Raw genomic sequence first — 24,734 nt, 5'->3', positions numbered from 1 at the left:
GCAGGCTTACCGTTTTGCAACTACACCATTTAACGATTTCACCATGCGGATGAATTCTATCCGATACCCTTCTTTATCAATACCCCGGGCATTTTGTGCCAGTTGAATCACATCTTCATAACTGAAATTTTTGATGTATTCCGAATCGCGCAGCAGCATACCAAAGCCTGCTACCGCAGCCGACCATCTGAAATTGTCGGTTGTTTTTTCAAGAGCTACCGAAGAGTCAACCAGCGGATGCACAATGAGCTTGCTTACATCTTCATCCGGATTTTTGTAGCGGAATTTCACCGTCATCAGTTCCCTGGACTTCTGAGCTGAAGGATCTGTTTTGATGGTTTGATACTTAAGTTCATCAATTTTGAAAAACTCACTCTCCACTCCGGTAGGTATAATCTCATAAAGCGCGGTTACTGTATGGCCTGAACCCAAATCGCCTGCATCTTTTTTATCGTTGTTGAAGTCTTCATTTTTCAGCATACGGTTTTCGTAACCAATCAGCCGGTAGGCCTGCACTTTTGCCGGGTTGAACTCAATCTGCAGTTTCACATCTTTGGCAATGGTAAACAGCGTACCGCCAAATTCATTCACCAATACTTTTTTCGCCTCGGTAATGGTGTCAATGTACGCGTAATTACCATTGCCTTTGTTGGAGAGCGTTTCCATTTTCGAATCTTTATAGTTGCCCATGCCAAAACCCAGCACGGTAAGGTAAACCCCACTTTTCTTTTCCTCTTCAATTAACCGTTCCATCGCGGCATTGCTCGACTCACCTACGTTAAAGTCGCCATCGGTGGCCAATATAACCCGGTTGTTGCCGCCTTTTTTAAAGTACTCGCGTGCGGTGGCATACGCCAACCGTAACCCGGCACCACCTGCGGTAGATCCGCCCGCCTCAAGCCTGTCGAGCGCATCGATAATTTTTTTCTTATCAGCACCGCTTGTTGGCTCCAGTACCAGTCCGGCCGCACCGGCATACACCACAATGGCCACGTGATCCTGCTCGCGCAGTTCGTTAACAAGCATCTTAAACGATGACTTTAGCAGCGGAAGTTTGTTCGGTTCGTCCATTGAGCCGGAAACATCAATCAGAAACACCAGGTTTGACGGGGGCAGGTTTTCGGTGGGGATGCGTTTACCCTGCAACCCAATGTGCACCAGTTTATGCTTGCGGTTCCAGGGGGCATCTGATATTTCGGTGATAATATTGAAGGGGTGTTCATTTTTAGGTTGTTCGTAATCATAATCGAAATAATTAACCAGCTCTTCAATGCGCACGGCATCCTTGGGCGGGCGCTGGCCGTTGTTTATAAACCTGCGGATGTTGGCATACGAAGCAGCATCCACATCAATAGAAAAAGTAGAGAGCGGGTTGCGCAGCGCATCATGAAAGATATTTTCATGAATGGCATCATACTCTTCCGTGTTCCACTGGGGTTTCGGATTGTCGAAATACATGGGCTCATATTCGGCCGGTGCACCCATAGCTTTATCTTTTTTGAGCCGGCTTTTGATTCCATATCCGGTTACTACCACTTCGCTGAGTTGGGTCACGTCTAACGACATTGCCACATCAATCACGTTGGTTGTACTGATTTTTATTTCACGGGTCACTAATCCGATGAATGAAAAAACAAGTGTGCCCCCGGTTGACGGAACCGAAATAGAATACCGGCCGGTGGCATCGGTTACGGTAGCGGTTTTTGTACCTTTCAGGGTAACATTCACTCCGGGTAAAGCACTGCCGTCTTCAGCCGAGCTGACAGTTCCGGTAATGGTACGGTTTTCGCGAACCTGGAAACCAAGTGCGGTAAACACCAGGGTTGCCAGAATAATCAGTTTGGTTTTCATACAGTATTGTTTTTGGTTACTCGGCTGAGATGCCATAAGCCTACTGATTCCATACGGGGCCGTAAAAAAATTCTTATCTTAAAAAATGCTTTTTAACCGCCCGCTGCCTGAATTAACCGACCTGGACCTTGTAAAGAGGTACAAGCTGGAGGGTGACATGAATGTACTGGGCGTTTTGTTTAAACGTTATTCCGGGCTTGTGTACGGTGTTTGCCTGAAGTACCTTAAAAGCAGGGAAGATGCCCGCGATGCTGTGATGCAGATCTATGAGAAGCTGGCCGTAAGCCTGCTCAGTCATGAAGTAAACTATTTTAAAAGCTGGTTGTACGCCACCTCGCGTAACCACTGCCTGATGCAATTGCGATCGCAAAAGGGCAAATACCATGAAGAATTATCGCCTTTTATTATGGAAACCAGTGAGTTGGAGCATCAGGATACCGGTGACAATCTGGAGGGAAATCTTGTTAAATTGGAAAAATGCATTGAAAAACTGGGTAATGAACAGAAACAATGTGTTCGTATGTTCTTTTTGGAAGAAAAATGCTATGCTGAAATAAGCGTGGCCACGGGCTACGCCCTGAACCAGGTAAAAAGCTACATCCAGAACGGCAAGCGCAACCTGAAGATTTGCATGGAGAGAAATGACTGACTATACCAATGATATTAAACGCTACCTGAACGGTGAGATGACTCCGGCCGAAATGCAGGCCCTGGAGAAGAAGGCGCTTTCCGATCCGTTTCTTGCCGAGGCCCTTGAAGGCGCCTTGCATGTATCGGTTACCGATTTCAGCAACGATGTGGCTGAATTGAACAGTGCAATTGATAAGCAAAGCGATTTTAACAGAAAAGCAACGGCCGCGTCAAAAGTTGCAGCACAGCCGGTCCCGGCTGAAGAACTTCCCGCACAAAAGACAACCTCATTACCTTGGGTATTTCGTATTGCAGCAGCGCTGCTGTTGCTGGCGGTGGCCACATTTACCATTTGGTATTTTGCCAAACAAGATGACGAAGTTACTCTGGCATTGAACAAGGCAGAGACGGAATCGTCATCAGTTGTTGCTGGCGATAAGGACACTCATTCGGCTGCAATCGCTGAATCGGCTACACCATCTGAGCAGGCTGGCCCGGTAAAACGCGATGAACCCGGCACGGGTGCGAACTATCCGGCCGAAGTCAAGGCAAAACCATCGGCACGGTCAACTGAAGACAAGACTTTTACTGCAAAAACGGATGAAAAACCTGCAACTGAAATTCATGGCGTACCCGCTTTAGCTGAGACTGAAAAGGCAAAAGAACAAACCGAGCAGGTGCCAGCTACTGAAAAAGTGGCTGAACTTGCTGTTGCGGATAAACAAGAGGAACAGTTACAAAAGCCTGATTTGCCAGCCGATGAACGTAAAAAAGTTTCCGGAGTGACGCGCTCAAGCGTGCTCCCGGAGCGGTACATTATGCAGGGTAAGGTAACTTCGAAAGAGGATGGCAGTCCGTTGCCGGGCATAAACGTTGTGATAAAAGGTACGAGCATAGGAACAGTAACAGACGCTACCGGAAATTTTCAAATCGAATCGGCTCAGCCTAATCCTTCTTTGGTTTTCTCCTTTATCGGTTTGCAAACCCAGGAGGTAGCAGTTGCTGACCGCAATCAGGTTGATGTGCAGATGGCCCTGGATGTAACACAGCTTAGCGAAGTAGTGGTTACCGGCTATGGCATTCAGGGCGAAGCCTATACACCTACGGTTGAACTGGCTCATCCAGGTATCGGCAACCGGGCGTTTAAGCAATACCTGGAGAAGAATTTACAGTATCCGAGGGAGGCGCTGGATAAGAAAGTAGAAGGCCGGGTAACCATAGAATTTTTTGTAGAGACCAACGGAGCGTTATCCGGCTTTACCGTCATCCGGGGTATTGGTGCCGGGTGCGATGAAGAAGTAATCCGCCTTGTGCGCGAGGGGCCGAAATGGGAACCTACCAGGCGTGATGGCGTGCCCGTGCGGGATAAAGCACGCGTGAGACTGAAGTTTGATTTGCCGAAGAAATAATTCTTACACTACTTTCCTCCTGATGAGTTTGGCATAGGTGCGGCTTACCGGAAAACTTTTTCCGGTTTGCATTTTTACCATCATGCCGCCATTAAAATGTTTTTCAATTTCTTTCAGAAAGTTGATGTTGATGATGGTGCTCCGGTGCACGCGGATGAACGTTTCGGGGTTAAGAATCTCTTCCAGTTTGCCGATACCGGACGAACTGACAAACTGATCGTTTTTGGTAGTTAATATGGTGTAATCACCCGATGCTTCCAAGAACATGATTTCTTCTACCGGCAGATTAATTAGTTTTTCCGACTTCTGTACAAAAATATGGCTGTCGTACGAAGTTTTGTTTTCGGTTTTCAGGCTGCGCAGCAGTTCGCCCACGTTATTTTGCTCCAGTTTCATCCGTTCAATGGCGCGCTTTACTGCCAATCTGAAGCGCTCCTGGTCGATGGGCTTTAGCAGATAGTCAACGGCATTTTTTTCAAATGCTTTAATGGCATACTGGTCGTATGCAGTGGTGAAGATAACGTACGGGTCGTGGGCAATGTCATCCAGCACGTCAAAGCCGTTCATACCCGGCATCTGCACATCCAGGAAAATCAATTCCGGTTTAAGGGAGTCGATCAACTCAACCGCCTCTTTACCTTTGGCAGCCTCACCGGTAATTTTCAGTTCGGGCTCATGGCCGATGTATTCGCGCAACAGGTCGCGTGCCAACTGCTCATCATCAACAATCAAACAATTTATGGTCATAGTTTTTCGATTACTGGTTCGGTTAAACAACTTCGCTTTTTAACTCCGTTTCGCTTACAAAGTCGCGTTCCTCATCGCTTAACGGAATGAAGAAACTAACGGAATACCCTGTTTCACTGGAGCGAATACGCAAACCGGCACCTGCGCCATAGGTATTGCGCAGGCGTTTATCGGTGTTTTTAATTCCAACGCCCGAGGAGGTGCTGTCCATTACTTTTTTAGCATTTGAACCCAGGCCGTCATCTTTCACCTCGAAAAAGATGCTTTGTTCCAGGCGTTTTACGGTTAGGGTTATGGTGCCTCCGGCATCCTTCGGGGCGATTCCGTACTTCACAGCATTTTCCACCAGCGGCTGTAAAATCATGGGGGGTACGTTAATGCCGAGGCAGGTAAAATCAACCTGCTTTACAAACTTAAGCCTGTCGCCAAAGCGAACCTGTTGGATTTTAATGTAATTGTCGATGAAATCAATCTCGTGGATAAGTTTAACTAACTGGTCGCCATGCGAATCCAGCGCATAGCGGAAAATATCCGAGAGTTGGGTAATCACCTTGCGGGCCTGTTCTTTGCTTGATCCAACCAGCATGTTAATGGAGTTAAGCGTATTAAACAAAAAATGCGGATTGATTTGCGATTTAAGCAGCGACAATTGCATCTCGCGGTTTTTAATGGCCAGCTCGCCTTTTTCCTGTTCGCGTTTCTGCATCCGTTCAAAGTACCGGATAATGTAATATACGGCTGCGGTTATTACATACTGATTTTGAAAATGTAATCCTTCCCAGCGCAGCAGCCCCACCATGTGATCTTTCCAGTTATCGAAGTACACGTACCCTTCAATGTAATCTTCCAGGTAATAACTGAAGGACCCCATAATCAGAAAAAAAATCATCGCCCCTGCAACATGACCGGCAACCTGAATTACAATTTTGTACCGGAAAAGAAAATGCGAATACAACAGAATGAGGGCAATGAACACGCAAAGGGCTTCGAAAAGGTACAAGGTATTCCAGAAAACATACATGAAGGGCGTTTCCAGTTGGTATTCGATGATGGCACTGACTGAGAAATTAATGAAATACCACAGGCAAAGCAGCAGGTAAGCCTTTTTCCAGATGCGCGGTATTTTGTCAAAATTGATCAAGGGCCGATAATTTGTCCGTTAAAGTTACATCAAAGAAGATAAACGCGTTTAAACTTTGCCTTTCATCGGTAAACAGCAAAAAACACCGATAACCTTACCTGTTGTTTGAAACACGGAAATGAATACCCAATTTTAAAGTTCAGCAAATGAGGATTTCGCTAATCATCGGGGTATTGTTGGTGTTTTGTGTGCCGGGTGCTGCACAAAAGATTACCATTTCCGGTAAAATCAGCGACCGTGAAAGCGGTGAGACGTTGCCTTTTGCTACCATCGGTATCCGGGGTAAATCGGTGGGTACCATCAGTAACCTGCAGGGAGAGTTCGATTTCCATATTCCGGTTGAGTACCGCAATGAAATACTGGTTATCAGCATGCTGGGGTATTACAATTTTGAAACCCCGGTGTGGTCGGTTACCGATAAGCCCCTTGTTGTTGAACTTAACCGGTCCACTACTGTGCTTAATGAAGTTGTGGTGCGCGATTCGCTTGCAGGAGGTGATATCTTACGGATTGCACTAAGCCGGATTGAAATGAATTATCCGATGACTTCGTTTTTACTGGAAGGTTTCTATCGCGATGTAAAAAAAGTAGCCGGTACGTATATATCGCTGCTGGAGGCTGCTGTGCAGATTTATGACGAAGATTATGCCGAACCGCGCAACAAGTACAAATTACGCGAACGGGTAAAGTTGGTGGAAGTGCGTAAAAGCATCGGTTATGAAAGTCGCTTTACCACTTTTTTTGATCAGGATAATCTGCTGGAAGATTTGTTGCTCCACAACAACATCCGCTACCGGCAAATTGAAGCCCGCGAGGAGATGTTTGCCGGCATGACCCGCGAGCCCGATTCGTATTATAATGGTCATGAAATATTTGTTATCGCACACCGCGAACAATATATGCTTAAAATTTTTATCGATAAGCGTACGTACGCAGTTGTACACCTTGAATATGAAACCGGTTCTTCCAATGAACCGGTGGGTAAAAAGAAAAATCTTATCGGTCGCTTTGCCGGATTACGCAAAACCATCGACTTCCGCGAGGTCAACGGCAAAATGTATTTGAGCTACCTGAGCATGGTATCAAAAGTAAACTGGCACGACCGGCAAACCAATGAATTGAAATTTGAAACCGAATTGCACCAGCAACTGCTGATAAATGACATTAGGCCCGGAGCCATTGAACGCATTCGCACCACCGAGCGCATGCGTAATTATGGATTACAATACCAGGATAAGCCCTATAACAAAGAATTCTGGGACAATTATAACCTGATTAAGGACAGCCCGTTGGATAAACAAATACTGGAAGATCTGGAAAAAGCCGGGCCCTTGCATAAGCAATTTGAAGGGCGGCATTAGCGAACAGTTTACTTTACGCCAACGCGTTCATTCCATTCATAAACTTTGTTGGCAATGTCAATCAGCAGGTTTGGCTCCTTTTCAAGCGCATTGCCAACAACAATCATATCGGCTCCGGCCTGCAGGGCCGCCTGTGCTTTATCAGGTGTGTTAATTCCTCCACCGACAATGAGCGGAACAGTCACGGCTTTTCTTACTGCGCTTATCATTTTTGCACTGATTTCTTTTTCGGCCCCGCTGCCGGCATCCAGGTATATAAGTTTTAGTCCCAGCATTTCACCGGCCATGGCCGTGCACGCGGCCAGCGAATATTTGTCATCGGGCAGGGGCATGGTGTTGCTCATGTAAGCAACGGATGTCGTACGGCCGGAGTTGATAAGTAAATAACCGGTTGGCAGCACCTCAAGCCGGGTGTTGCGGATAACCGGTGCCGCCACCACATGCTGACCAATTAACAGTTCGGGATTGCGACCGGATATAAGTGATAAGAAAAAGATGCCATCGGCAGTCGGCTCAACCTGCATGGCATTACCCGGGAACAGGATAACCGGTAAACTTACACTTTGTTTAATCTGCGAAATGATTTCAGCGCTATTGACAGTGGTAACCAGGCTGCCACCCACCAGAAAAAAATCTACACAATTTTCGCTGGCCAGGTCAATCAGGTGCTGCAGTTGAATCCGTTCGGCAACCTTGTCGGGATCAATCAGTACGGCAATGGATTTTTTACCCTGAGTTTGTTTCTGGTAGAGCAGGTTAAGAATGTTCATGGGTATTTTTTTGTGCCTGAGCCTGCAGGTATTCGGTTAGTTTTTCTTTGGCCATGTTCAGCAAAAAAACAGTAGCCTGGCTAAGCAGGGCCGTGCCAATTTGTGAGACTACATGGGTAACGGGGGAGTCATCTTCCGACTCGGCCTCTACTTCAGCTTGCGGCTTTGTAACTGCTTTCTTAGTCTTTGATTTCTTTTTCTTTCTCCCGCCAAGCTGCCTGACGAGGACATAGGTTAATGCCAATGCTCCGCCAATAATCAATGCATTGGTTAAAAATTTTTCGGTGCGGTCAGAAAGGTCTTTCAGTTCGCCTTCCAGTTCATCACGCTGTTGCGATGCTTTGCGCAACAACTGGCTTTTTACGGGGTCGTCCGTTTGTTGCATGTTCATGACGTTTTTTTCTTTAAATGTTTTTTAATGTCCTCTTCAATCGTATGGGTTAGGCGGTTGCGTGTCAGAACTATAATAATAATCACTAACAAGTAAACTCCGCTAATAATGGCAAATCCGGCAGCACTGCCCACGTATATACTCAACAGTAAGGCTGCGGCCACGCTCAGAAATACCACCACCAATCCGGCAAGCAACATCAGCACCAGAAAGATGGAGGCTTTGGCAAGGGCCTGCGCAACATCCTCCCTGATTTCGTACTTCAGTAACTCAAGGCGTGTTTCAACGTAGTCGTTCAGGTTGTTTACCAGGCCGTCCAGTTTCAAAAATTTCAAAATGGTATCTTTCAGCATAACCTTGTTTGACTATGCAATATAGATAAAATAGAGGCGGCCGGAAATCGCTATTCCCTCGAAATGCCTACGACCTCTTCGGTTTCGGTAATCCGGTTACCGGTGTGACTGGTGTATTTTAGGATAACCGGGTAATCGGGGCTTATGTACAGCCGCTGAACAGTTGAATCGGGCGCCTGGTAATACTGGCGGTTGAATACATAAACCGAATCGATCGTTATATCGGAGGCAGATGTAAAAGAAGGCAGAATGGTTTCAACACAGCACTTGTATTTTCCAAGCTTGTTTTCACCATCCCAGCAATACCCAGGCTTGTTGAACAGGAACATTTCTTTGTTGATCATTAACATATTGTTGCGTCTGTAAACAACAATAATTTCTTCGGAAGCGTTATCGGCCTCACGGTACAACAGCCACTCACCGCTTTTATTACCTGATGGTTGCTTAAGTGTAACGGCAATAGTCTTTTGTTCGGCTGTGATGTGGTTCGTAAGTCTAAAGCCCATCCGGATGGTTTCTGCTGAATCTTTATTAAGGTAAATGAGCGAGAAAGGAATAAAGAAAAAAACCGTCAGGATGTACACGAATCCCACCAGGCGGTAACGCAGGGTTAGGCGGCCGAGCCGGTAGGCTAAGCCCAATGGAATTTGCCGTAAGAATGGAATGGGATAGAATATAAGTACTCCAAAAAGATTAATCAGAAAATGCACCAACGCAATACTGATGGCGCTGGATGAATTTACATTTAGCGTTGCAGCAATAAACGCTGTTATCGTGGTGCCGGTGTTGGCGCCCAGTATAAACGGAGCGGCTTTGCGCAGGGTGATAATTTTTTGCGCCACAATAGGCACAACCACCGATGTGGTAATGGTGCTGGAGCGGATGGCGGCCGTAGTAAGGAGGCCCCAGAAAAATGACTTCCACGTATTTTTAAAGAAAAACCGGCTGAAGCGTTCGGGCGAACTGGCCATCAGTAGTCGCGAAATCAGTTGCCTGAACAAGACAATGGAGAGAAACAACAAACCGAATGACAGTACCGCCAGCACAAAGCCACTGGGGATTATCCGGATAAAAAAGTCAACAACCGGTGTAAAGCCCGACCACCCCGAAGGTAGGGCTTCGGCCTGTATCAGGGGCATCTTGAGAAAGCGCTGTGTGATGTACAGCGAAGTATCTGACAGAAAACGGAAATAATACTCGAGCGGAAACAGTATAAATACCGTGAGAATATTGAAAAAGTCATGATAAGTTCCGGCCGCAACCGCACGCCTGAATTCCTTCTTTTTGTTGATGAACCCAAGCGAAACAATGGTGCTGGTAATGGTGGTGCCGATGTTGGCGCCCATAATTATCGGAATGGCACTCTCCAGGGTAATTGATCCGGAGGCCACAAAAGCAACAACCAATGCCGTGGTTGTTGAACTGCTTTGTATCATAGCAGTAATCAGCAAGCCGATGAACAAGGCCGTGAACGGGTTGGATGTGGCCATGATGATAGTTTCGGCTGCCGATTTGCCCAGGTTTTGAAGTGACGAAACGAGCAAATCAAGCGAGAACACAAAAAGCACCAGCGTACCCAGAATGTACAACGTAGTTATTGCGCGACCCAGAAACGGTGGACGCGGGGCAGGTATGGCATTTTGCTGAAGGGGTGTTTCCAAAATGAATAAAAGTTAGCTGCCTAATTCTTTAACGGCCATCCAGGCCATCAGCCCCGGACCAAGGGCCAGTGCCTCCTCATCAATATCAAAAGTTGGGGTGTGCACATACGAGGTTATACCCCTGGCTTCGTTGCGCGTACCCAGCCGGTAAAATGATGCGGGAATTACCTGTGAGTAATACGCAAAATCTTCCGAACCCATGGTAATGTCCAGGTCAACCGTGTTTTCTTTGCCAACGTACGCTTCGGCTGCCTGGCGGATTCGTTCTGTCAGTTCAGCATTATTTTCCAGGTAGGGATACCCGCTGGAAATAGTCACCTCGCAATGGCCGCCCATACTTTCGGCAAGGGTTGCTGCCATGGTTTTAATTTTTTGCAGCCCTTCCTGGCGCCATCCTTCGTTTAACGTGCGGAACGTTCCGGCTATGGTAACTTCATCGGGTATGATGTTGGTGGCCCCATTGGCTTGTACACGGCCGAAGGTTAATACACTTGGATTTTTTGGGGAGGTATGCCGGCTGATAATTTGTTGCAGGGCAATGATAATGTGCGAGGCGATGACCACCGGATCAATGGTTAGTTCGGGAGTGGCCCCATGCCCGCCTTTACCAATCACCTTTAAAAAAATTTCATCGGAGCTGGCCATGTATTTGCCGGAACGAAAGCCCACCTTTCCTGCCGGCAGCAGAGGAAATACGTGCTGCCCGATGATGGATGATGGTACGGGGTTTTTAAGCACGCCCTCTTTAATGAGCAGCGAAGCTCCACCCGGATGTTTCTCTTCGCCCGGCTGAAAAATCAGCCGGACAGTACCCTCAAACTGATCCGTGAGCAAACTCAATATACGGGCCGTTCCTAACAAGGATGAGGTGTGAACATCATGACCGCAGGCGTGCATAATACCCGGTTTGGTTGATTTGTAAGCAATGTTATTTGTTTCCTGTATCGGCAAGGCATCGATATCAGCCCGCAGGGCCATTGTTTTACGTTCCGGATTTTTCCCTTTTATCTCGGCAATAACTCCGGTGGTAGCCATCGGCCGGGGGGTTAAGCCGAGTTCAATAAGTTGGCGGGTAATAAAGGCGGCCGTTTCAAATTCCTGGAAAGAAAGTTCGGGATGCGCATGCAGGTGTCTGCGCATGTCGATCACTTCGGAGGCAAAATCACTTGCAAGTTTTTTAATCCGTTCAAGCAGGGGCATTCTCAAAAATACAAATGATTGCGGGAATGAATGCCCTAAACGGTACTTTATCAGTTTGCCGGTATTTTATCAGGCACAACAATGGCTCCGGGAAAATATCGCTTGACGGCCATATAATCCTTCTGGGCATCCAGGCGGGTAACGTATTTTCCGGTTTTTACCCGGAAGTTAGGCTGGATATATTGTATTTCTGATTCAAGATGGGGCAGGTAAGCAAGCAGGTTTTTTTTTACGTTCAGGGCGTCATCGCGTTTCAGCCCGGAGTGTACCTGTATGGTAAATCCGTCAATAAACTTGCGGGTAAGGTTAATGCGATCAATACTGTCCAGCACAAAATCAACCTGTTTGTTTACAGCATACTGCGCTTCTACGTAAGCTTTCGGGTCGCGCCCTGGTTCTTGTTGGGTAGTGCCGTTTCCCGAGGGTACTTCCTGTACGACCGGCCGGTAAGCTGAGAGATCTTCATGGTACCGTCCACCCTGCGCAGCGGTTGATTGCTGTGGCGGCTTGCAGGCGTGAGCGGCCAGCAGAAGGATTATCAGGTAATAGGATAAGCGTGCACTCATTCGATAAGTATGCAACGGTTATTAAGAATATCGTCTTCTACCTTTTTATATTTCACATCGCGCAGAATTTTGCCGTCAGGGTATTGCACGGAAACACGGTCGTTGCGGTTGGCAATTTTCTGCGATTTGGCCGGCATTACTTTCTCCTGTGGTGGCCGGCTTGTTGGTGCCTGTGCCTGTCCGCCACCGCTGAGCAGCGAACGCGATTCTTCCTTCTGCTCGCTAAAGCGCTGCCTGCGGGCAGAGCGGGCCTCCTGCACCTGGTCGGGTTCCTGTACGGGAATATCGGCCTTCATCAGGAATGAAATAGTATCCTCGTTTACTTTGCCCACCAACCGCTTAAACAGTTCAAAGCCTTCGAACTTGTAAATCAGGAGCGGATCTTTTTGTTCGTACACGGCCGTTTGTACGGATTGCTTCAGGTCGTCCATGTCGCGCAGGTGTTCTTTCCAAAGCTGGTCAATAATGGCCAGGGTTACCATTTTCTCCATGGCCTTGATCAGTTCGGCATTGCCGGTGTCTACGCACTTTTTCAGGTTGGCTGCAATGCTGATATTTTTGGTGCCATCGGTAAATGGTACGAGAATGTTTTCGATGGTGGCTCCCCGTGTTTTGTATATTTCTTTAATTACCGGCAAGGCTTTTTCAGCTACGGTTTTGTTCTTTTTATGGTAGTGCTCCAGGGCCTTGTGGTACAGGTCGCTGGCCAGTTTGGCTTCGCCTTGCTTTTCAAATTCTTCCTTGCTCAGTTCGTAATCAAGAGCCAGCGTACTGAGGGCGTTCAGCCGAAGGCTCTCGTAGTCGTTGGCGGCTTTGGCATTGCCCACGATGTCTTCACAGGTATCGTTAAGCATGGTCAGAATATCCAGTTCCAGCCGTTCGCCAAACAGGGCGTTGCGTCTGCGCTTGTAAATAACTTCGCGCTGCGAGTTCATCACGTTATCATACTCAAGCAGGCGTTTGCGTATGCCGAAGTTGTTTTCTTCTACTTTTTTCTGGGCACGCTCGATGGAGCTGGTTACCATGGAATGCTGGATAACCTCACCCTCTTTGAGTCCAAGCCTGTCCATAATCCGGGCAATGCGTTCGGGCATGAACAACCGCATCAGGTTGTCTTCAAGCGACACGTAGAACTGTGAAGTACCTGGGTCGCCCTGGCGGCCCGAACGTCCGCGTAACTGGCGGTCAACCCGCCTGGATTCATGGCGCTCGGTACCAATGATGGCCAATCCGCCCGCAGCCCGCGATTCGGGGGTAAGTTTAATGTCGGTACCGCGCCCGGCCATGTTGGTGGCAATGGTAACAGTGCCGGGTTTTCCGGCTTCGGCAACAATTTCGGCTTCGCGCTGGTGCTGCTTGGCATTAAGTACCTGGTGCTTGATTTTACGCAGTTGCAGCATGCGGCTTACCAGTTCAGAAATTTCCACCGAGGTGGTACCCACCAGTACCGGCCTGCCTTGCTGGGTGAGTTTTACAATTTCATCAGCTACGGCATTAAATTTTTCGCGCATGGTTTTGTAAACCAGGTCGTCAAAATCTTTGCGGGTTACCGGCTTGTTGGTGGGGATGGTGACCACGTCCAATTTGTAGATGTCCCAGAACTCACCGGCTTCGGTTACGGCAGTGCCCGTCATACCGGCCAGCTTGTGGTACATGCGGAAATAATTCTGCAGGGTAATGGTGGCGTAGGTTTGGGTCGCGTCTTCCACCTTAACGTTTTCTTTGGCTTCGATGGCCTGGTGCAGGCCATCGGAGTACCTGCGGCCTTCCAACACCCGGCCGGTTTGTTCGTCAACAATTTTTACTTTGCCGTCAACAATAATGTACTCGGTATCTTTTTCAAACAGGGTATAGGCTTTCAGCAGTTGGTTAACGCTGTGAATACGCTGCGATTTAACCTGGTACTCGCGGATGAGTTCTTCCTTCTTTTGGAAGCGTTCGGCTTCGCTCAGTGCCGGATCCTTTTCGATTTTGTTAAGTTCCGTACCGATTTCGGGGAGAATGAAAAAGCGGGGGTCTTCGCCTTCGTTGGTAATCAGGTCAATTCCTTTTTCGGTTAGTTCAACGCTGTTATCTTTTTCATCAATGATGAAGTAAAGCGGTTTATCGGCTTCCGGTAAATTTCTTTTGTTGTCCTGCAGGTAAAAGTTTTCGGTTTTCTGCAAGATGGCCTTGATGCCGGTTTCGCTCAGGTATTTAATTAACGGTTTGTTTTTGGGCAGGCCGCGGAAGGCGCGGAACAAGGCGGTGCCTCCTTCTTTTTCGTTGCCCTCGGCAATCAGTTTTTTTGCGGAAACCAGGTAGTCGGCAACAATTTTTTTCTGGGCCTCGACCAGTTTAAAGATGCGTGGTTTTAAATCATAAAATTCGTGCTGGTCGCCCCGCGGTACGGGCCCTGAAATGATCAACGGTGTTCGGGCTTCATCAATCAGTACACTGTCCACTTCGTCAACCATGGCGTAATGGTGGCCTCGTTGCACGAGTTCCTGCGGGTCGCGGGCCATGTTATCGCGCAGGTAATCGAAGCCGAATTCGTTGTTGGTGCCGTAGGTAATATCGGCCTGATAGGCGTTTCTCCTCGCGGGCGAGTTGGGTTCGTGTTTGTCAATGCAGTCAACGCGCAGGCCGTGGAATTGAAAGAGCGGCCCCATCCACTCGCTGTCGCGAACAGAAAGGTAGTTGTTAACTGTAACAATATGCACACCCCGTTTAGCCAGCGCATTGAGAAAAGCCGGGAAGGTAGCCACCAGGGTTTTGCCTTCGCCTGTGGCCATCTCGGCAATTTTACCTTCGTGCAGCACAATCCCTCCGATGATTTGCACATCATAGTGCACCATATCCCAGGTGATGAGGTTGCCCGCGGCCATCCACTGGTTGTGCCAGATGGCCTTGTCGCCTTCAATCTGTACGTGTGCGTGTTTAGCGGCCAGTTCGCGATCAAGTTCTGTGGCAGTTACTTCCAGGCGGCTGTTTTCTTTAAACCTGCGGGCGGTTTCGCGAACCACCGCAAATGCCTGGGGCAAGATCTTCATCAGCACTTTTTCCAGTTCCTTGTTGCGGGTTTCTTCCAGTGCATCGATTTCTGAAAAAATGGTTTCCTTTTCGGCTATGTCCAGTTCGGGGTTATCGGCAATGCGCTGGTGTAAGGCGGCAAGCTGGTCGTCAATTTCCTTCAGTTCCTGGTTTATGGTATTCTGAATCTCGGTTGTTCTGGCTCTTAGTTGATCATTGGTAAGGGTGGCCAAACGGGCTTCTTCCTGCCTGGTTTGCTCCACCAGGGGCATGATGCGCTTAATGTCTTTTTCTGATTTGGTGCCGAAAATCCTGGCAATGAATTGTAGCATAAAAAGTTGATAGTCTGTTACTCCGTCACCCCAATGTTATGGTTAAGGACAAAAGAGTGTCAAAGTTAATTTGTTTTTGGTAATGGATGCGGGCAATAATGACTCCAAACAATGGGTTAAACGACCGGTTTGCCCATTTTGGCAGGTTGACGCCACTATTTGGCAGGGTTTACAACTCCACCTCTCCGGCAAATACTTTTTTGGCAGGCCCGATGAGGTAAATATCGGTGAAGCAGGGTTTTGTGGTTTGTTGACTGAATTCTACCCGGAGATTACCCCCCAACGTTTTGATCGTTACAGGCGATTGATAACCTTCTTGGGCTGCGGCCAGCGCTGCGGCCGTAACCCCGGTGCCGCACGAGAGCGTTTCGTTTTCAACACCCCGCTCATAGGTGCGCACAAAGAGGGTGTTGTTATCAAGTTGTTCAACGAAGTTTACGTTAGTGCCGCCTTGTGGAGCGAAGACTTCGCTGTAGCGGATTTTTCTTCCCTCCTCCACAACCGGAAAGGACGCTACGGCCTCCACAAAGCGTACCAGGTGGGGCGAGCCCGTGTTGATGAATATATCGGAGTTGTAATTTTTAATTTCTGATACATCATTCAGTTTGATGCGGATGGTGTCAGGTGTTTGGAGTTCGCCCCGGTGCTCGCCATCGAAAGCGTGAAAGGAGGCTTTGTTGGTTACAATACCAAGTTGAGATGCAAAGTGCACAGCGGCCCTTGAGCCGTTGCCGCATAAACTTTGCGAACCATCGCTGTTATAGTAAACAAGGTTGAAGTCCAGTACCGGATGGTTTTCGATGAGCATGATGCCATCGGCCCCGATGCCGAATTTGCGATCGCACAGGTGACGGACCTGCTCGGCTGTAAGGGTGTAGTTGCCCGACCGGTTGTCAATCAGGATGAAATCATTACCGGTGGCCTGGTATTTGGTGAAATTAATTTTCATAAGGGCCAAAAATCCTACTGCTTTATTTCCTTTTGCAATTCGAGGTAGGTTGCATTGTTCGGATCGAGTGCCAGCGCTTTATTGATTTCTTTAACGGCATTGGCTTTGTCACTCAAGCCATTGAAATACAAATGACTGCGCCAGTAATAGGCTTCGGCATAGGAAGGATTTATTTTTAAAACCTCGTTATACTTTGTCAATGCTTTATCATACTGCCGGGTATTATAGAGGCAATGGGCAACCATCATCATTATATCGGGTTCGGGTTTTCGGTCAACGTAGAATTCGTACGCTTTGCGCGCATGTTCATAGTCCTTCAATTCATAGTAGGCATCTCCCTTGAAGAAATAGGCATCCAGGTATTCCGGATTTAATGCAATAGCCTGGTTAAAATCTTCAATTGATTTTTCATATTCCTGAGCCCCATAATAGTTAGCCCCGCGCCAGTAGTAATTTTCCGGAATGGTGTTATTGAGTTCAATCGTTTTTGTAAAATCTTCGATCGCGGCCCAGTATTTTTTAAGCAGGTAGTAGGTTAGGCCCCGGTAGTAATAGTTATCCCATTTTTTAGGATCATATTTAATGGCCATGGTAAAATCCGGAATAGCCTCAGTGTAGCGATCCAGCAGTTTTTTGGCATTTGCCCGGTAGAAGTACGCATCGGAATTAGCCGGATCAAGCTGGATGACCATGGAATAGTCGGCAATGGCCTCCTCCAGTATTTTGTTGTCCTTCTTACCATTTTGATAACCCAGGTTATATTTTGAATGTCCGCGCCACAGGTAGGCCTGAAAATCCCGGGGGTTATTATTTATGGATTTGGTAAAATCGGTAATGGCTTCTTTATAGTTTTGCTGATCATATTTTTCCATACCGGAGGTATAGAATTGGAGGGCCAACTCTGGATTTTCTCCGGCCAGTTCGCGTGTTGTATTATCGGTTTTAATAGCATCAGCCGGTTTATAATTATCAGCCGGCAATGCTTTTGAGGTGAAGTAAAAATCACCTCCGGTGAGTGAAGTAGTTTCCCACGGCACCTGGGCACCGTGCGATTTTTCGGTTACTTCCGTGCGCACCCGTTTAAATACCTGTTCGATATTAAGTGTGGGATCTTTGAGGTATTTGAGCAGTACACTGGTGTAAAGTCCGTTAGCGCTCTCTCCATCGGAAGCTACTTTGCCGGGAGCAGTGGCGTATGCAATCAAGGTGCCGGCAGGGGCGTTCATCATGGCCAATCCGCTTCCTTCAACGCTGCGGTTCCAGCTTCGTTCGAACGGATTATTTCGGCAGGCATCCATAATAAGGATATTAACTTTGGTTGAGGCCGCATCCATAAACGCCAGAATCCGATCGGCCGGCACACAATCAAACTCAATTTGCTCGGCAGCCTGCAAATCGGCTTCGACCGGTATCATGTAGTTTATGCCTTTGTGCTGGATACCGTGTCCGGCATAGTAAAACAACCCTACTTCGTAGTCGCGTAATTTCAGGCCAAAATCGTTAATGGCCTTTTTCATCTGATTTTGAGTAAGGTTTTCATAACGCAATACTTCAAAGCCTGCGTTCTGTAATGCACTGGAAATAGCACGTGCATCATTAACAGGGTTTTTAAGCGCGCCCCCATTTTGGTAAGATGAATTACCGATTACCAGGGCGAGTCGCTTTTGGTAGGTTTGACCTTTTACGGAAGGAAGGCTAAGGACGAGGGCCAGGCACACCAGGACCAGTCGGTACATAATTGTAAAGGATTATTGAAAGTAAAATTAACCGGAAAGCTGATTTTATAGAAGGTTATTTCACTTCTTCGTAATCAATGTATTCACCCCCCTTCAGGTTGGGCTTTTTCTTTTGTTTTGGTGCAGGTGGGTCAATGTTGAGTTCGCCCGGTCTGCGGCTGTTTTCGTGGTAACCGTCTTTAACCTGGTGCACAAATACCCGGAACAGGCCCATTTTGTAGAGCACGTAAAACAACAGGATGAGGATAAGCAACAGCCGGAACATGGTTTTTCTTTAACGGCTTAAGTACAGGTTTCGTTCGCTGTACACTTTCATAAAGTAATCGTCCATCAGGTCGTCAATAAAGTAAATGGATTCTCCGGTGGATTTCATTTCGGGGCCCAGTTCCTTGTTCACATCGGGAAACTTGTTGAATGAAAACACGGGCTCTTTAATGGCATAGCCTTTCTTTACCGGACGGAATGTGAAGTCTTTTAGTTTATTTACGCCCAACATAATTTTAGTAGCATAGTTTACGTAGGGCTCATCGTAGGCTTTGCAAATAAAGGGTACCGTGCGCGAAGCCCGCGGGTTTGCCTCGATTACATACACCTTATCGTTTTTAATGGCAAACTGAATATTGATCAATCCTTTTACTTCGAGGGCCTGTGCAATTTTTGTGGTGTAGAGTTCCATTTGCTTTACCACAAAATCGCCCAGGTTGTAGGGAGGCAGTACGGCAAACGAATCGCCTGAGTGAATACCGGCCGGTTCAATGTGCTGCATGATGCCGATGATGTACACGTCTTTTCCATCGCAAATGGCATCGGCTTCGGCTTCAATGGCGCCATCTAAAAAATGATCGAGCAGCACTTTGTTATCGGGCAGGTGTTTCCAGATGTCGATAATGTGTGATTCCAGTTCCTTTTCGTTGATGACGATCTTCATGCTTTGGCCGCCCAGCACATAGGAGGGGCGCACCAGCAGCGGAAAACCGATTTGCTTGGAAACTTCAAGGGCCTGGTCGGGATCTTTGGCAACTCCGAATTCCGGGTAGGGGATCCCTAAATCTTTGAGCAAGGTAGAGAAGCGTCCGCGGTCTTCGGCCAGGTCGAGCGAGTCGAACGAAGTGCCGATGATTTTGATGTCGTATTTGTTCAGTTTCTCGGCAATTTTCAGTGCGGTTTGCCCGCCCAGTTGTACGATTACACCTTCGGGTTTTTCGTGTTGGATGATGTCGTACAGGTGTTCCCAGAACACCGGTTCGAAATACAGTTTATCGGAAATATCAAAGTCGGTAGAAACTGTTTCGGGATTGCAGTTTACCATGATGGTCTCAAACCCACACTCGCGCGCAGCCAATACACCGTGTACACACGAGTAGTCGAACTCGATACCCTGGCCGATACGGTTGGGGCCGGAACCGAGTACAATAATTTTTTTACGATTCGATGAAACAGATTCGTTTTCCGTATCGAATGTTGAATAATAGTACGGTGTTTTTGCCTCAAACTCGGCCGCACAGGTATCCACCAGTTTGTACACGCGTTTAATACCCAGGTCGTTTCGTTTTTTGTACACTTCGCTTTCCAGGCAGTGCAGCAGGTGTGCAATTTGCCGGTCGGCAAATCCTTTTTCTTTTGCTTTGCGGAGCAAGTCAACGGGTATGGAATTCAAATCGTATTGCTCGATTTCATTTTCGATCATTACCAGTTCCTCCACTTGTTTTAAGAACCATTTATCAATTTTGGTAATGTTAAAAATGGTTTTAAGCGGAATGCCGATTTTAATGGCATCATGTAAATGGAATATCCGGTTCCAGGAGGCATTAGCCAGGCTGTGCAGCAGTTCATCCTGGTTGCGGAGTTCCTTGCCGTCAGCGCCCAGGCCGTTGCGCCTGATTTCGAGCGACTGGGCGGCTTTTTGCAAAGCTTCCTGAAAATTGCGCCCGATGCCCATGGCTTCGCCAACCGACTTCATCTGCAGGCCGAGTGTACGGTTGGCCCCGTGAAACTTATCAAAATTCCAACGCGGAATTTTTACAATCACATAGTCCAGTGCAGGTTCGAAGTAAGCCGTTGTGGTTTTGGTTATGGCATTGCGTATTTCATCCAGGTTATACCCAATGGCCAGTTTGGCGGCCACTTTGGCAATCGGATAGCCCGTGGCTTTTGAGGCCAGTGCAGAGGATCGTGACACGCGCGGGTTGATTTCAACGCCAACGATTTCATCGGTTTCCGGGTTAACGGCAAACTGCACGTTACACCCTCCGGCAAATTTGCCGATACCGTTGATCATCCGGATGGCCAGGTCGCGCATGTGCTGGTAAACGGTATCGGGCAACGTCATGGCGGGGGCTACAGTTATCGAATCGCCTGTGTGGATGCCCATCGGGTCAAAGTTTTCAATCGAACAGATGATGATGACGTTGCCCGCACCATCGCGCAGCAGTTCCAGTTCGTACTCTTTCCAGCCCACGATGCTTTGCTCCACCAGCACTTCGTGTATAGGCGAAGCATGCAGGCCGCGGTTCAGCGCTTCATCAAAATCTTCCGGGTTGTTTACAAATCCGCCACCGGTACCACCCAGTGTAAAGGATGGACGAATAACCAGCGGGAAGCCGATTTCCTGTGCGATTTCTTTTCCCTGTAAAAACGAGGTGGCTGTTGAGCCTTTGCAAACGCCAACGCCCAGTTCGAGCATTTTGAGCCTGAATTTTTCTCGGTCTTCGGTAGTTTCAATGGCTTTGATGTCTACTCCAATGATGCGTACTCCGTAATGTTGCCACAGGCCGGCTTTATCGCATTCAATGCACAGGTTAAGGGCGGTTTGGCCTCCCATGGTGGGCAATACGGCATCGATATGGTGTTTTTCAAGAATTTCTTTGATGGATTTTTTGGTCAGCGGCTTCAGGTACACGTGGTCGGCTGTGACCTTGTCGGTCATAATGGTGGCCGGATTGGAGTTGATAAGGACAACTTCAATTCCTTCTTCGCGCAGCGAACGGGCTGCCTGCGAGCCGGCATAGTCAAATTCGCATGCCTGGCCGATAATAATGGGCCCGCTGCCGATAATCAGGATGGAACGGATGCTTCTGTCTCTGGGCATTGTACGGTAGTGGTTGGATAAATTGGGCAAAAATAATCAGGAAAGACGGGATTGAAAGCATGTGAATAAAAATAGCCCGTCAGCCTAACGGGCTATTCAGATTTTAAGCCTGCCCTGAACGAACTATCGGTTTACTTTGGCTACTTTTTTAATCACCGTTCCTTTGGCGGTTTTCAGTTTCAGGAGGTAGAGGCCTGAAGGCAAAGCCGATGTGTTAATGGAATGTTTAACGGCACCTTGTTCCGGTTGAATCTCTGCGTAATGAAGACTTTGTCCCTGCAGATTAACCATCGAAACGGAAACATTTCCGTCAAGCCCTGAGGCTTCAATGGTGATCCAATCAACCACCGGATTGGGAAACACCTGTATGGCTGAAGCCAGTTCGTTTTCAAGGCCGGTGGTGGCGTCCTGAATGTACAGATTATCAATAGCCCAGCCCCACGCATTAACCGAAGAGGTAGCAAACAAGCGGAACCGGATAATAACATTATCGCCCGTGTTAAAATTACCACTGGCTTTCAAATCGAGCAGGCGGGTTCTGAATAATGCAGGCGTTGGCGTTGAACCTGTATTGTACGCACCAAGCCAGGCCGAATTTTCGCGTGCATTATACCCGTCCAGAAAATGCAGCCAGGTTTGTCCGCCATCTTTCGAGCCTTCAATAATTACATAATCCTTAAAGTTCGGACTGCCAAACGGAATACCCAGGTTGGTCGGTTCAATAATCGCAATCTCATCAAAGCGCATCAGGCTGTTTGAGGAGGCTATGGTGATTGGCTTTAACAGGGTAATGGTATAGTTGGTTGTTTGGTCCAGACCGAAGCCATTGGAATAAGGATGTTCACTATGAAGGGCGCTGTTTGAAAAACCGGTTGGCTGGGCTACTGAGAAGAAATTACCTACAAAATCAGTGGTTGCACTGTTAAAATTATTGGCATAGGTGGCAATGGGTGTGCTAAAGTTTATAATGGGTACTTTAAAAAACCCGCTGGAAGGCAGCGTTGTGGTATTGCCGGCACTATCTACAGCTGCCAGGCGGTACTCCACAAAATTGCCAGCCGGAAGAGTACTCAGGCCGGCTAATGAAAATGTATAGGTAGCAGCCGGGGGGTCAACATCAAATTCAATTTCGGTAGCCGCACCACCATTAATGTTGTACTCAACCTTCAGGCTTTCAACTCCGCTTGCATCAGTAGCCGCGGTGGTTATAACTAACACATCGTCTTCATCCTTCAAATAGTCGGTGTGATTGTGGAGTATTTTGGGAGGAGTTTCGTCAATCTGAATTTTCAGGTTATCAATGCACCATCCCCAGCCTGCAGCCAGTTGGTCGCTGTATAGCCGAAAGCGAATAACAACTTCATCACCAGTATCAAATTGGTTCTGTAGGTCCAGGGTGCGCGTTCTGAACAATGTGGGATCACCAACAGCGGTAGAATTATTGCCTGAAATGGCGCTGTTGTACCGGGTTAACCACGGGCTAAAGTCGCGCGAATCATAGCCGTTGGCAACCGGCACCCAGGTAAAGCCACCGTCTTTACTGCCTTCAACCACTACGTAATCCCAAAACTGAGGATCGCCAAACACCGTACCGGGTTCTCCGGGTTCTACCAAAACAATTTCATCAAATTTAAGTGTGGCCTCCTGTGCTTTTATCCGGATGGGAACTTTAAGTTGATAGAGGTAATTGTATTCGCCTCCCGGAAATCCCTGACCTTCAGGATACGGATGTGTGGTATGAATGGCCGGATTATTAAAGCCTGAAGGGGTAGTAATACTGAAGCCTACGCCAAAGAAGTCGTCACTGGGTGTATTAAAATCGTTAGCATACGAATTTTGTGTAGGCGCCAAACCCACAACATTTAAAACATAATGCCCTGTGGCGGGGGAAGTGCGTTGGTTGCTGTTCGATGAATTATCGGTAGCGATGATGCGGTATTTGAGTACATCGCCATTGGCCAGGCCGGTGCCGAGATTAACCGTGGTGCGGTAAATGGAGTCCTCTCCGGGGTTTTGCAGCGTAAACGATTGCCCGGTTTGCGGAACGTCATTAATCAGATACTCAAGTACTACAGAAGCAACACCAATGTTGTCGGTTACGCGGGCCTCGATATCCAGGTGAGTATCGGTATCAAGTAAAAAAGGCTTTTGGCTGTGCGAGATGATGGGCGCTTTGGTATCCGGTCCGGCCTCAAAGACAAACAGCGCCTGTAGCTGCGTGTTTTGTTTGCGTACAAACTTACCGGGCTTTACAAACTGCCTGTTGTTGTTATCGTTTACAGAAATAAAGTAGCCATACGTAGTAGGCGTGCCGGTTGAAGGAATGACAGCGGAGTATTCATTCGGTAAACCGGTGGGAGCCATGGTTACCTGTGTAAAGGTATTGCCATCTGTGGTGTAATTCAATCGCAGGGTGCCCGCATTAAAACCATTGTCGCTGGTTACCAAGGCCGTAACCGTGTAGGGTCCTGTAACATTTTCGGTGTTAGGTAGCGCCTGGTGATTGATAAACACCTGTTGCCACCCCATGTCATTAAGCATGTTCAGGGCAACACCTGGTGCAAGTATTCTTTCCTGTGGTGCGATTTGCGGAGTCATCAGGGCATCGCCTGTTCCGTTAAAAGTGGCTTCATCCAAATGGCTGATGCTGGAGCCGCTGCTAAACGTACTTGGTGCAAATAACCTCGAATTGGTTGAGTTGGGTGTATCGAAAAATAAACTGGAGCTTGTAAGTTGGCCGGCCAGCTGGCTGGAGGGGGAGGCAAATCCTTCTATGAGGTTGATGTTCGATCCGTTTTTAATGGGTACATCATAAATAATAGGAACTCCGGTTGATTGTACGCCCACTTCACCCTGCCCGTTGGAACTTAAAATTTTGAATGATCCGGAAAAACCCAGTCCATGACCGATTTCATGGAGAACCACTGTAACCAAATCGAATGTTCCGGCCGGGGGTGGCGAACCGGGATCGAGGTGCCAGTTTGCACTGCTGCTGAATTGGGTAAAGATTTCGGAGTTTGTGCCGTTCAGGTTTTTGCCGGCCATTTTTTCAGCCAAAGCAACCGGGTAAAAAACATTCAGTTTCTGGGCGCCATCAAAATTGGCGAAGGCCGAAGTGTAAATAGCACCGCCCAGGATACCAGCTCCCAGAGGCTGCCAGTACGCATCAATGGTAATGGTTTGTGATGAGGTAATGAGGGAGGCCCAGATATCCACGGCAAATTGAAAAGCTGCTTGTGCCTGTGCCGTAAATCCGTTATAGTTTACCTGGATATTGGCTGTTTTCGTGCGTGCACCGGTTTTCCATTGAACATATTCTTCCGGTGGGGGAACATAAAAATCATGGTTGGTGGTGTGCCCGTAGCAAACGGTGTGATCTTTTATTTTTATGCCCATAAACTGCTGGGCCTGTAACCGGGTGTTGGTTAGTAAAAGAGAGCCACCAATAAAAATCCAACTGTAAACGTTCTTCATAACCTCGGGTTCTGATAAAGCTTGTTACCGGCCGAAATTCCTGCATTGCAGAAAGCCGGGAAT

The 24,734-nt window shown here is 47.8% G+C and carries 18 protein-coding genes; 3 read left to right on the top strand and 15 right to left on the bottom strand.

Annotated elements, in window-relative coordinates; all coding sequences use genetic code 11:
* Positions 1-6: 6 nt before the first annotated feature.
* Entirely contained in the window at positions 7-1,851 is a 1,845-nt protein-coding gene (locus HRU69_02680; protein ID QOI96453.1) for a von Willebrand factor type A domain-containing protein, read from the bottom strand.
* Positions 1,852-1,936: 85 nt separating this feature from the next.
* Between HRU69_02680 and HRU69_02675 the strand changes: the two genes are divergently transcribed.
* Together HRU69_02675 and HRU69_02670 are read left to right on the top strand one after the other, a co-directional pair.
* A complete protein-coding gene (locus tag HRU69_02675; GenBank protein ID QOI96452.1) occupies positions 1,937-2,500 on the top strand; it encodes a sigma-70 family RNA polymerase sigma factor in 564 nt (187 codons plus the stop codon).
* On the top strand, positions 2,493-3,890 hold the full coding sequence (locus HRU69_02670; protein ID QOI96451.1) for a TonB family protein: 1,398 nt from the start codon (positions 2,493-2,495) through the stop codon (positions 3,888-3,890). Before HRU69_02675 ends, HRU69_02670 begins: the two co-directional genes overlap by 8 nt.
* A gap of 3 nt (positions 3,891-3,893) precedes the next feature.
* Here HRU69_02670 and HRU69_02665 read toward each other — a convergent pair whose 3' ends face one another.
* Positions 3,894-4,637, bottom strand: a complete 744-nt coding sequence (locus HRU69_02665; GenBank protein ID QOI96450.1) for a response regulator transcription factor — start codon at positions 4,635-4,637, stop codon at positions 3,894-3,896.
* Between the two features lie 22 nt (positions 4,638-4,659).
* The gene (locus HRU69_02660) at positions 4,660-5,778 is read right to left on the bottom strand and encodes a histidine kinase (GenBank protein ID QOI96449.1); all 1,119 of its coding nucleotides are present in this window, start codon (positions 5,776-5,778) and stop codon (positions 4,660-4,662) included.
* A 146-nt stretch (positions 5,779-5,924) separates the two neighbouring features.
* On the opposite strand from HRU69_02660, the gene HRU69_02655 reads away from it, so the two are divergent.
* Positions 5,925-7,139, top strand: coding sequence for a carboxypeptidase-like regulatory domain-containing protein (locus HRU69_02655; GenBank protein QOI96448.1), 1,215 nt, complete (start codon positions 5,925-5,927; stop codon positions 7,137-7,139).
* An 8-nt stretch (positions 7,140-7,147) separates the two neighbouring features.
* On the opposite strand, the gene HRU69_02650 is transcribed toward HRU69_02655, so the two are convergent.
* The 12 genes from HRU69_02650 to HRU69_02595 all read right to left on the bottom strand — a co-directional run bounded on the left by HRU69_02650 (position 7,148) and on the right by HRU69_02595 (position 24,671).
* Positions 7,148-7,909, bottom strand: a complete 762-nt coding sequence (locus tag HRU69_02650) for a geranylgeranylglyceryl/heptaprenylglyceryl phosphate synthase (protein QOI96447.1) — start codon at positions 7,907-7,909, stop codon at positions 7,148-7,150.
* Positions 7,896-8,294 carry a hypothetical protein gene (locus HRU69_02645; GenBank protein ID QOI96446.1) on the bottom strand — a complete coding sequence of 133 codons (399 nt, stop codon included), beginning with the start codon at positions 8,292-8,294 and terminating at the stop codon, positions 7,896-7,898. The genes HRU69_02650 and HRU69_02645 overlap by 14 nt, the downstream gene beginning before the upstream one ends.
* A 2-nt stretch (positions 8,295-8,296) precedes the next feature.
* Positions 8,297-8,653 (bottom strand): phage holin family protein, encoded by a 357-nt coding sequence (locus HRU69_02640; protein QOI96445.1) that lies wholly within the window; start codon positions 8,651-8,653, stop codon positions 8,297-8,299.
* Between the two features lie 50 nt (positions 8,654-8,703).
* Positions 8,704-10,287, bottom strand: a complete 1,584-nt coding sequence (locus HRU69_02635) for a Na/Pi symporter (protein QOI98804.1) — start codon at positions 10,285-10,287, stop codon at positions 8,704-8,706.
* Between the two features lie 39 nt (positions 10,288-10,326).
* Positions 10,327-11,514, bottom strand: a complete 1,188-nt coding sequence (locus HRU69_02630) for an amidohydrolase (protein ID QOI96444.1) — start codon at positions 11,512-11,514, stop codon at positions 10,327-10,329.
* A 50-nt stretch (positions 11,515-11,564) separates the two neighbouring features.
* Positions 11,565-12,080, bottom strand: coding sequence for a hypothetical protein (locus HRU69_02625; protein ID QOI96443.1), 516 nt, complete (start codon positions 12,078-12,080; stop codon positions 11,565-11,567).
* Positions 12,077-15,424, bottom strand: a complete 3,348-nt coding sequence (secA, locus tag HRU69_02620; protein QOI96442.1) for a preprotein translocase subunit SecA — start codon at positions 15,422-15,424, stop codon at positions 12,077-12,079. The genes HRU69_02625 and secA overlap by 4 nt, the downstream gene beginning before the upstream one ends.
* Positions 15,425-15,593: 169 nt before the next feature.
* Positions 15,594-16,373, bottom strand: coding sequence for a diaminopimelate epimerase (locus HRU69_02615; protein ID QOI96441.1), 780 nt, complete (start codon positions 16,371-16,373; stop codon positions 15,594-15,596).
* Between the two features lie 14 nt (positions 16,374-16,387).
* Complete coding sequence (locus tag HRU69_02610; protein QOI96440.1) at positions 16,388-18,109, bottom strand: caspase family protein; 1,722 nt, start codon at positions 18,107-18,109, stop codon at positions 16,388-16,390.
* Between the two features lie 55 nt (positions 18,110-18,164).
* Complete coding sequence (locus tag HRU69_02605) at positions 18,165-18,374, bottom strand: hypothetical protein (GenBank protein ID QOI96439.1); 210 nt, start codon at positions 18,372-18,374, stop codon at positions 18,165-18,167.
* 9 nt (positions 18,375-18,383) lie between these two features.
* The gene (gene carB / locus HRU69_02600; GenBank protein ID QOI96438.1) at positions 18,384-21,197 is read right to left on the bottom strand and encodes a carbamoyl-phosphate synthase large subunit; all 2,814 of its coding nucleotides are present in this window, start codon (positions 21,195-21,197) and stop codon (positions 18,384-18,386) included.
* Positions 21,198-21,320: 123 nt separating this feature from the next.
* On the bottom strand, positions 21,321-24,671 hold the full coding sequence (locus tag HRU69_02595) for a T9SS type A sorting domain-containing protein (GenBank protein ID QOI96437.1): 3,351 nt from the start codon (positions 24,669-24,671) through the stop codon (positions 21,321-21,323).
* Positions 24,672-24,734: the final 63 nt, after the last annotated feature.

This window comes from Flammeovirgaceae bacterium, from assembly GCA_015180985.1.
Classification (GTDB): domain Bacteria; phylum Bacteroidota; class Bacteroidia; order Cytophagales; family Cyclobacteriaceae; genus UBA2336.
Note: the sequence above shows the minus strand (reverse complement) of the source record. Positions and strands in the feature narration are given on the sequence as shown.

Coding starts and splice junctions, on each gene's coding strand:
- HRU69_02680 (QOI96453.1), bottom strand. CDS start 1,851: ATGAAAACCAAACTGATTATTCTGGCAACCCTGGTGTTTACCGCACTT.
- HRU69_02675 (QOI96452.1), top strand. CDS start 1,937: ATGCTTTTTAACCGCCCGCTGCCTGAATTAACCGACCTGGACCTTGTA.
- HRU69_02670 (QOI96451.1), top strand. CDS start 2,493: ATGACTGACTATACCAATGATATTAAACGCTACCTGAACGGTGAGATG.
- HRU69_02665 (QOI96450.1), bottom strand. CDS start 4,637: ATGACCATAAATTGTTTGATTGTTGATGATGAGCAGTTGGCACGCGAC.
- HRU69_02655 (QOI96448.1), top strand. CDS start 5,925: ATGAGGATTTCGCTAATCATCGGGGTATTGTTGGTGTTTTGTGTGCCG.
- HRU69_02650 (QOI96447.1), bottom strand. CDS start 7,909: ATGAACATTCTTAACCTGCTCTACCAGAAACAAACTCAGGGTAAAAAA.
- HRU69_02645 (QOI96446.1), bottom strand. CDS start 8,294: ATGCAACAAACGGACGACCCCGTAAAAAGCCAGTTGTTGCGCAAAGCA.
- HRU69_02640 (QOI96445.1), bottom strand. CDS start 8,653: ATGCTGAAAGATACCATTTTGAAATTTTTGAAACTGGACGGCCTGGTA.
- HRU69_02630 (QOI96444.1), bottom strand. CDS start 11,514: ATGCCCCTGCTTGAACGGATTAAAAAACTTGCAAGTGATTTTGCCTCC.
- HRU69_02625 (QOI96443.1), bottom strand. CDS start 12,080: ATGAGTGCACGCTTATCCTATTACCTGATAATCCTTCTGCTGGCCGCT.
- secA (QOI96442.1), bottom strand. CDS start 15,424: ATGCTACAATTCATTGCCAGGATTTTCGGCACCAAATCAGAAAAAGAC.
- HRU69_02615 (QOI96441.1), bottom strand. CDS start 16,373: ATGAAAATTAATTTCACCAAATACCAGGCCACCGGTAATGATTTCATC.
- HRU69_02610 (QOI96440.1), bottom strand. CDS start 18,109: ATGTACCGACTGGTCCTGGTGTGCCTGGCCCTCGTCCTTAGCCTTCCT.
- HRU69_02605 (QOI96439.1), bottom strand. CDS start 18,374: ATGTTCCGGCTGTTGCTTATCCTCATCCTGTTGTTTTACGTGCTCTAC.
- carB (QOI96438.1), bottom strand. CDS start 21,197: ATGCCCAGAGACAGAAGCATCCGTTCCATCCTGATTATCGGCAGCGGG.
- HRU69_02595 (QOI96437.1), bottom strand. CDS start 24,671: ATGAAGAACGTTTACAGTTGGATTTTTATTGGTGGCTCTCTTTTACTA.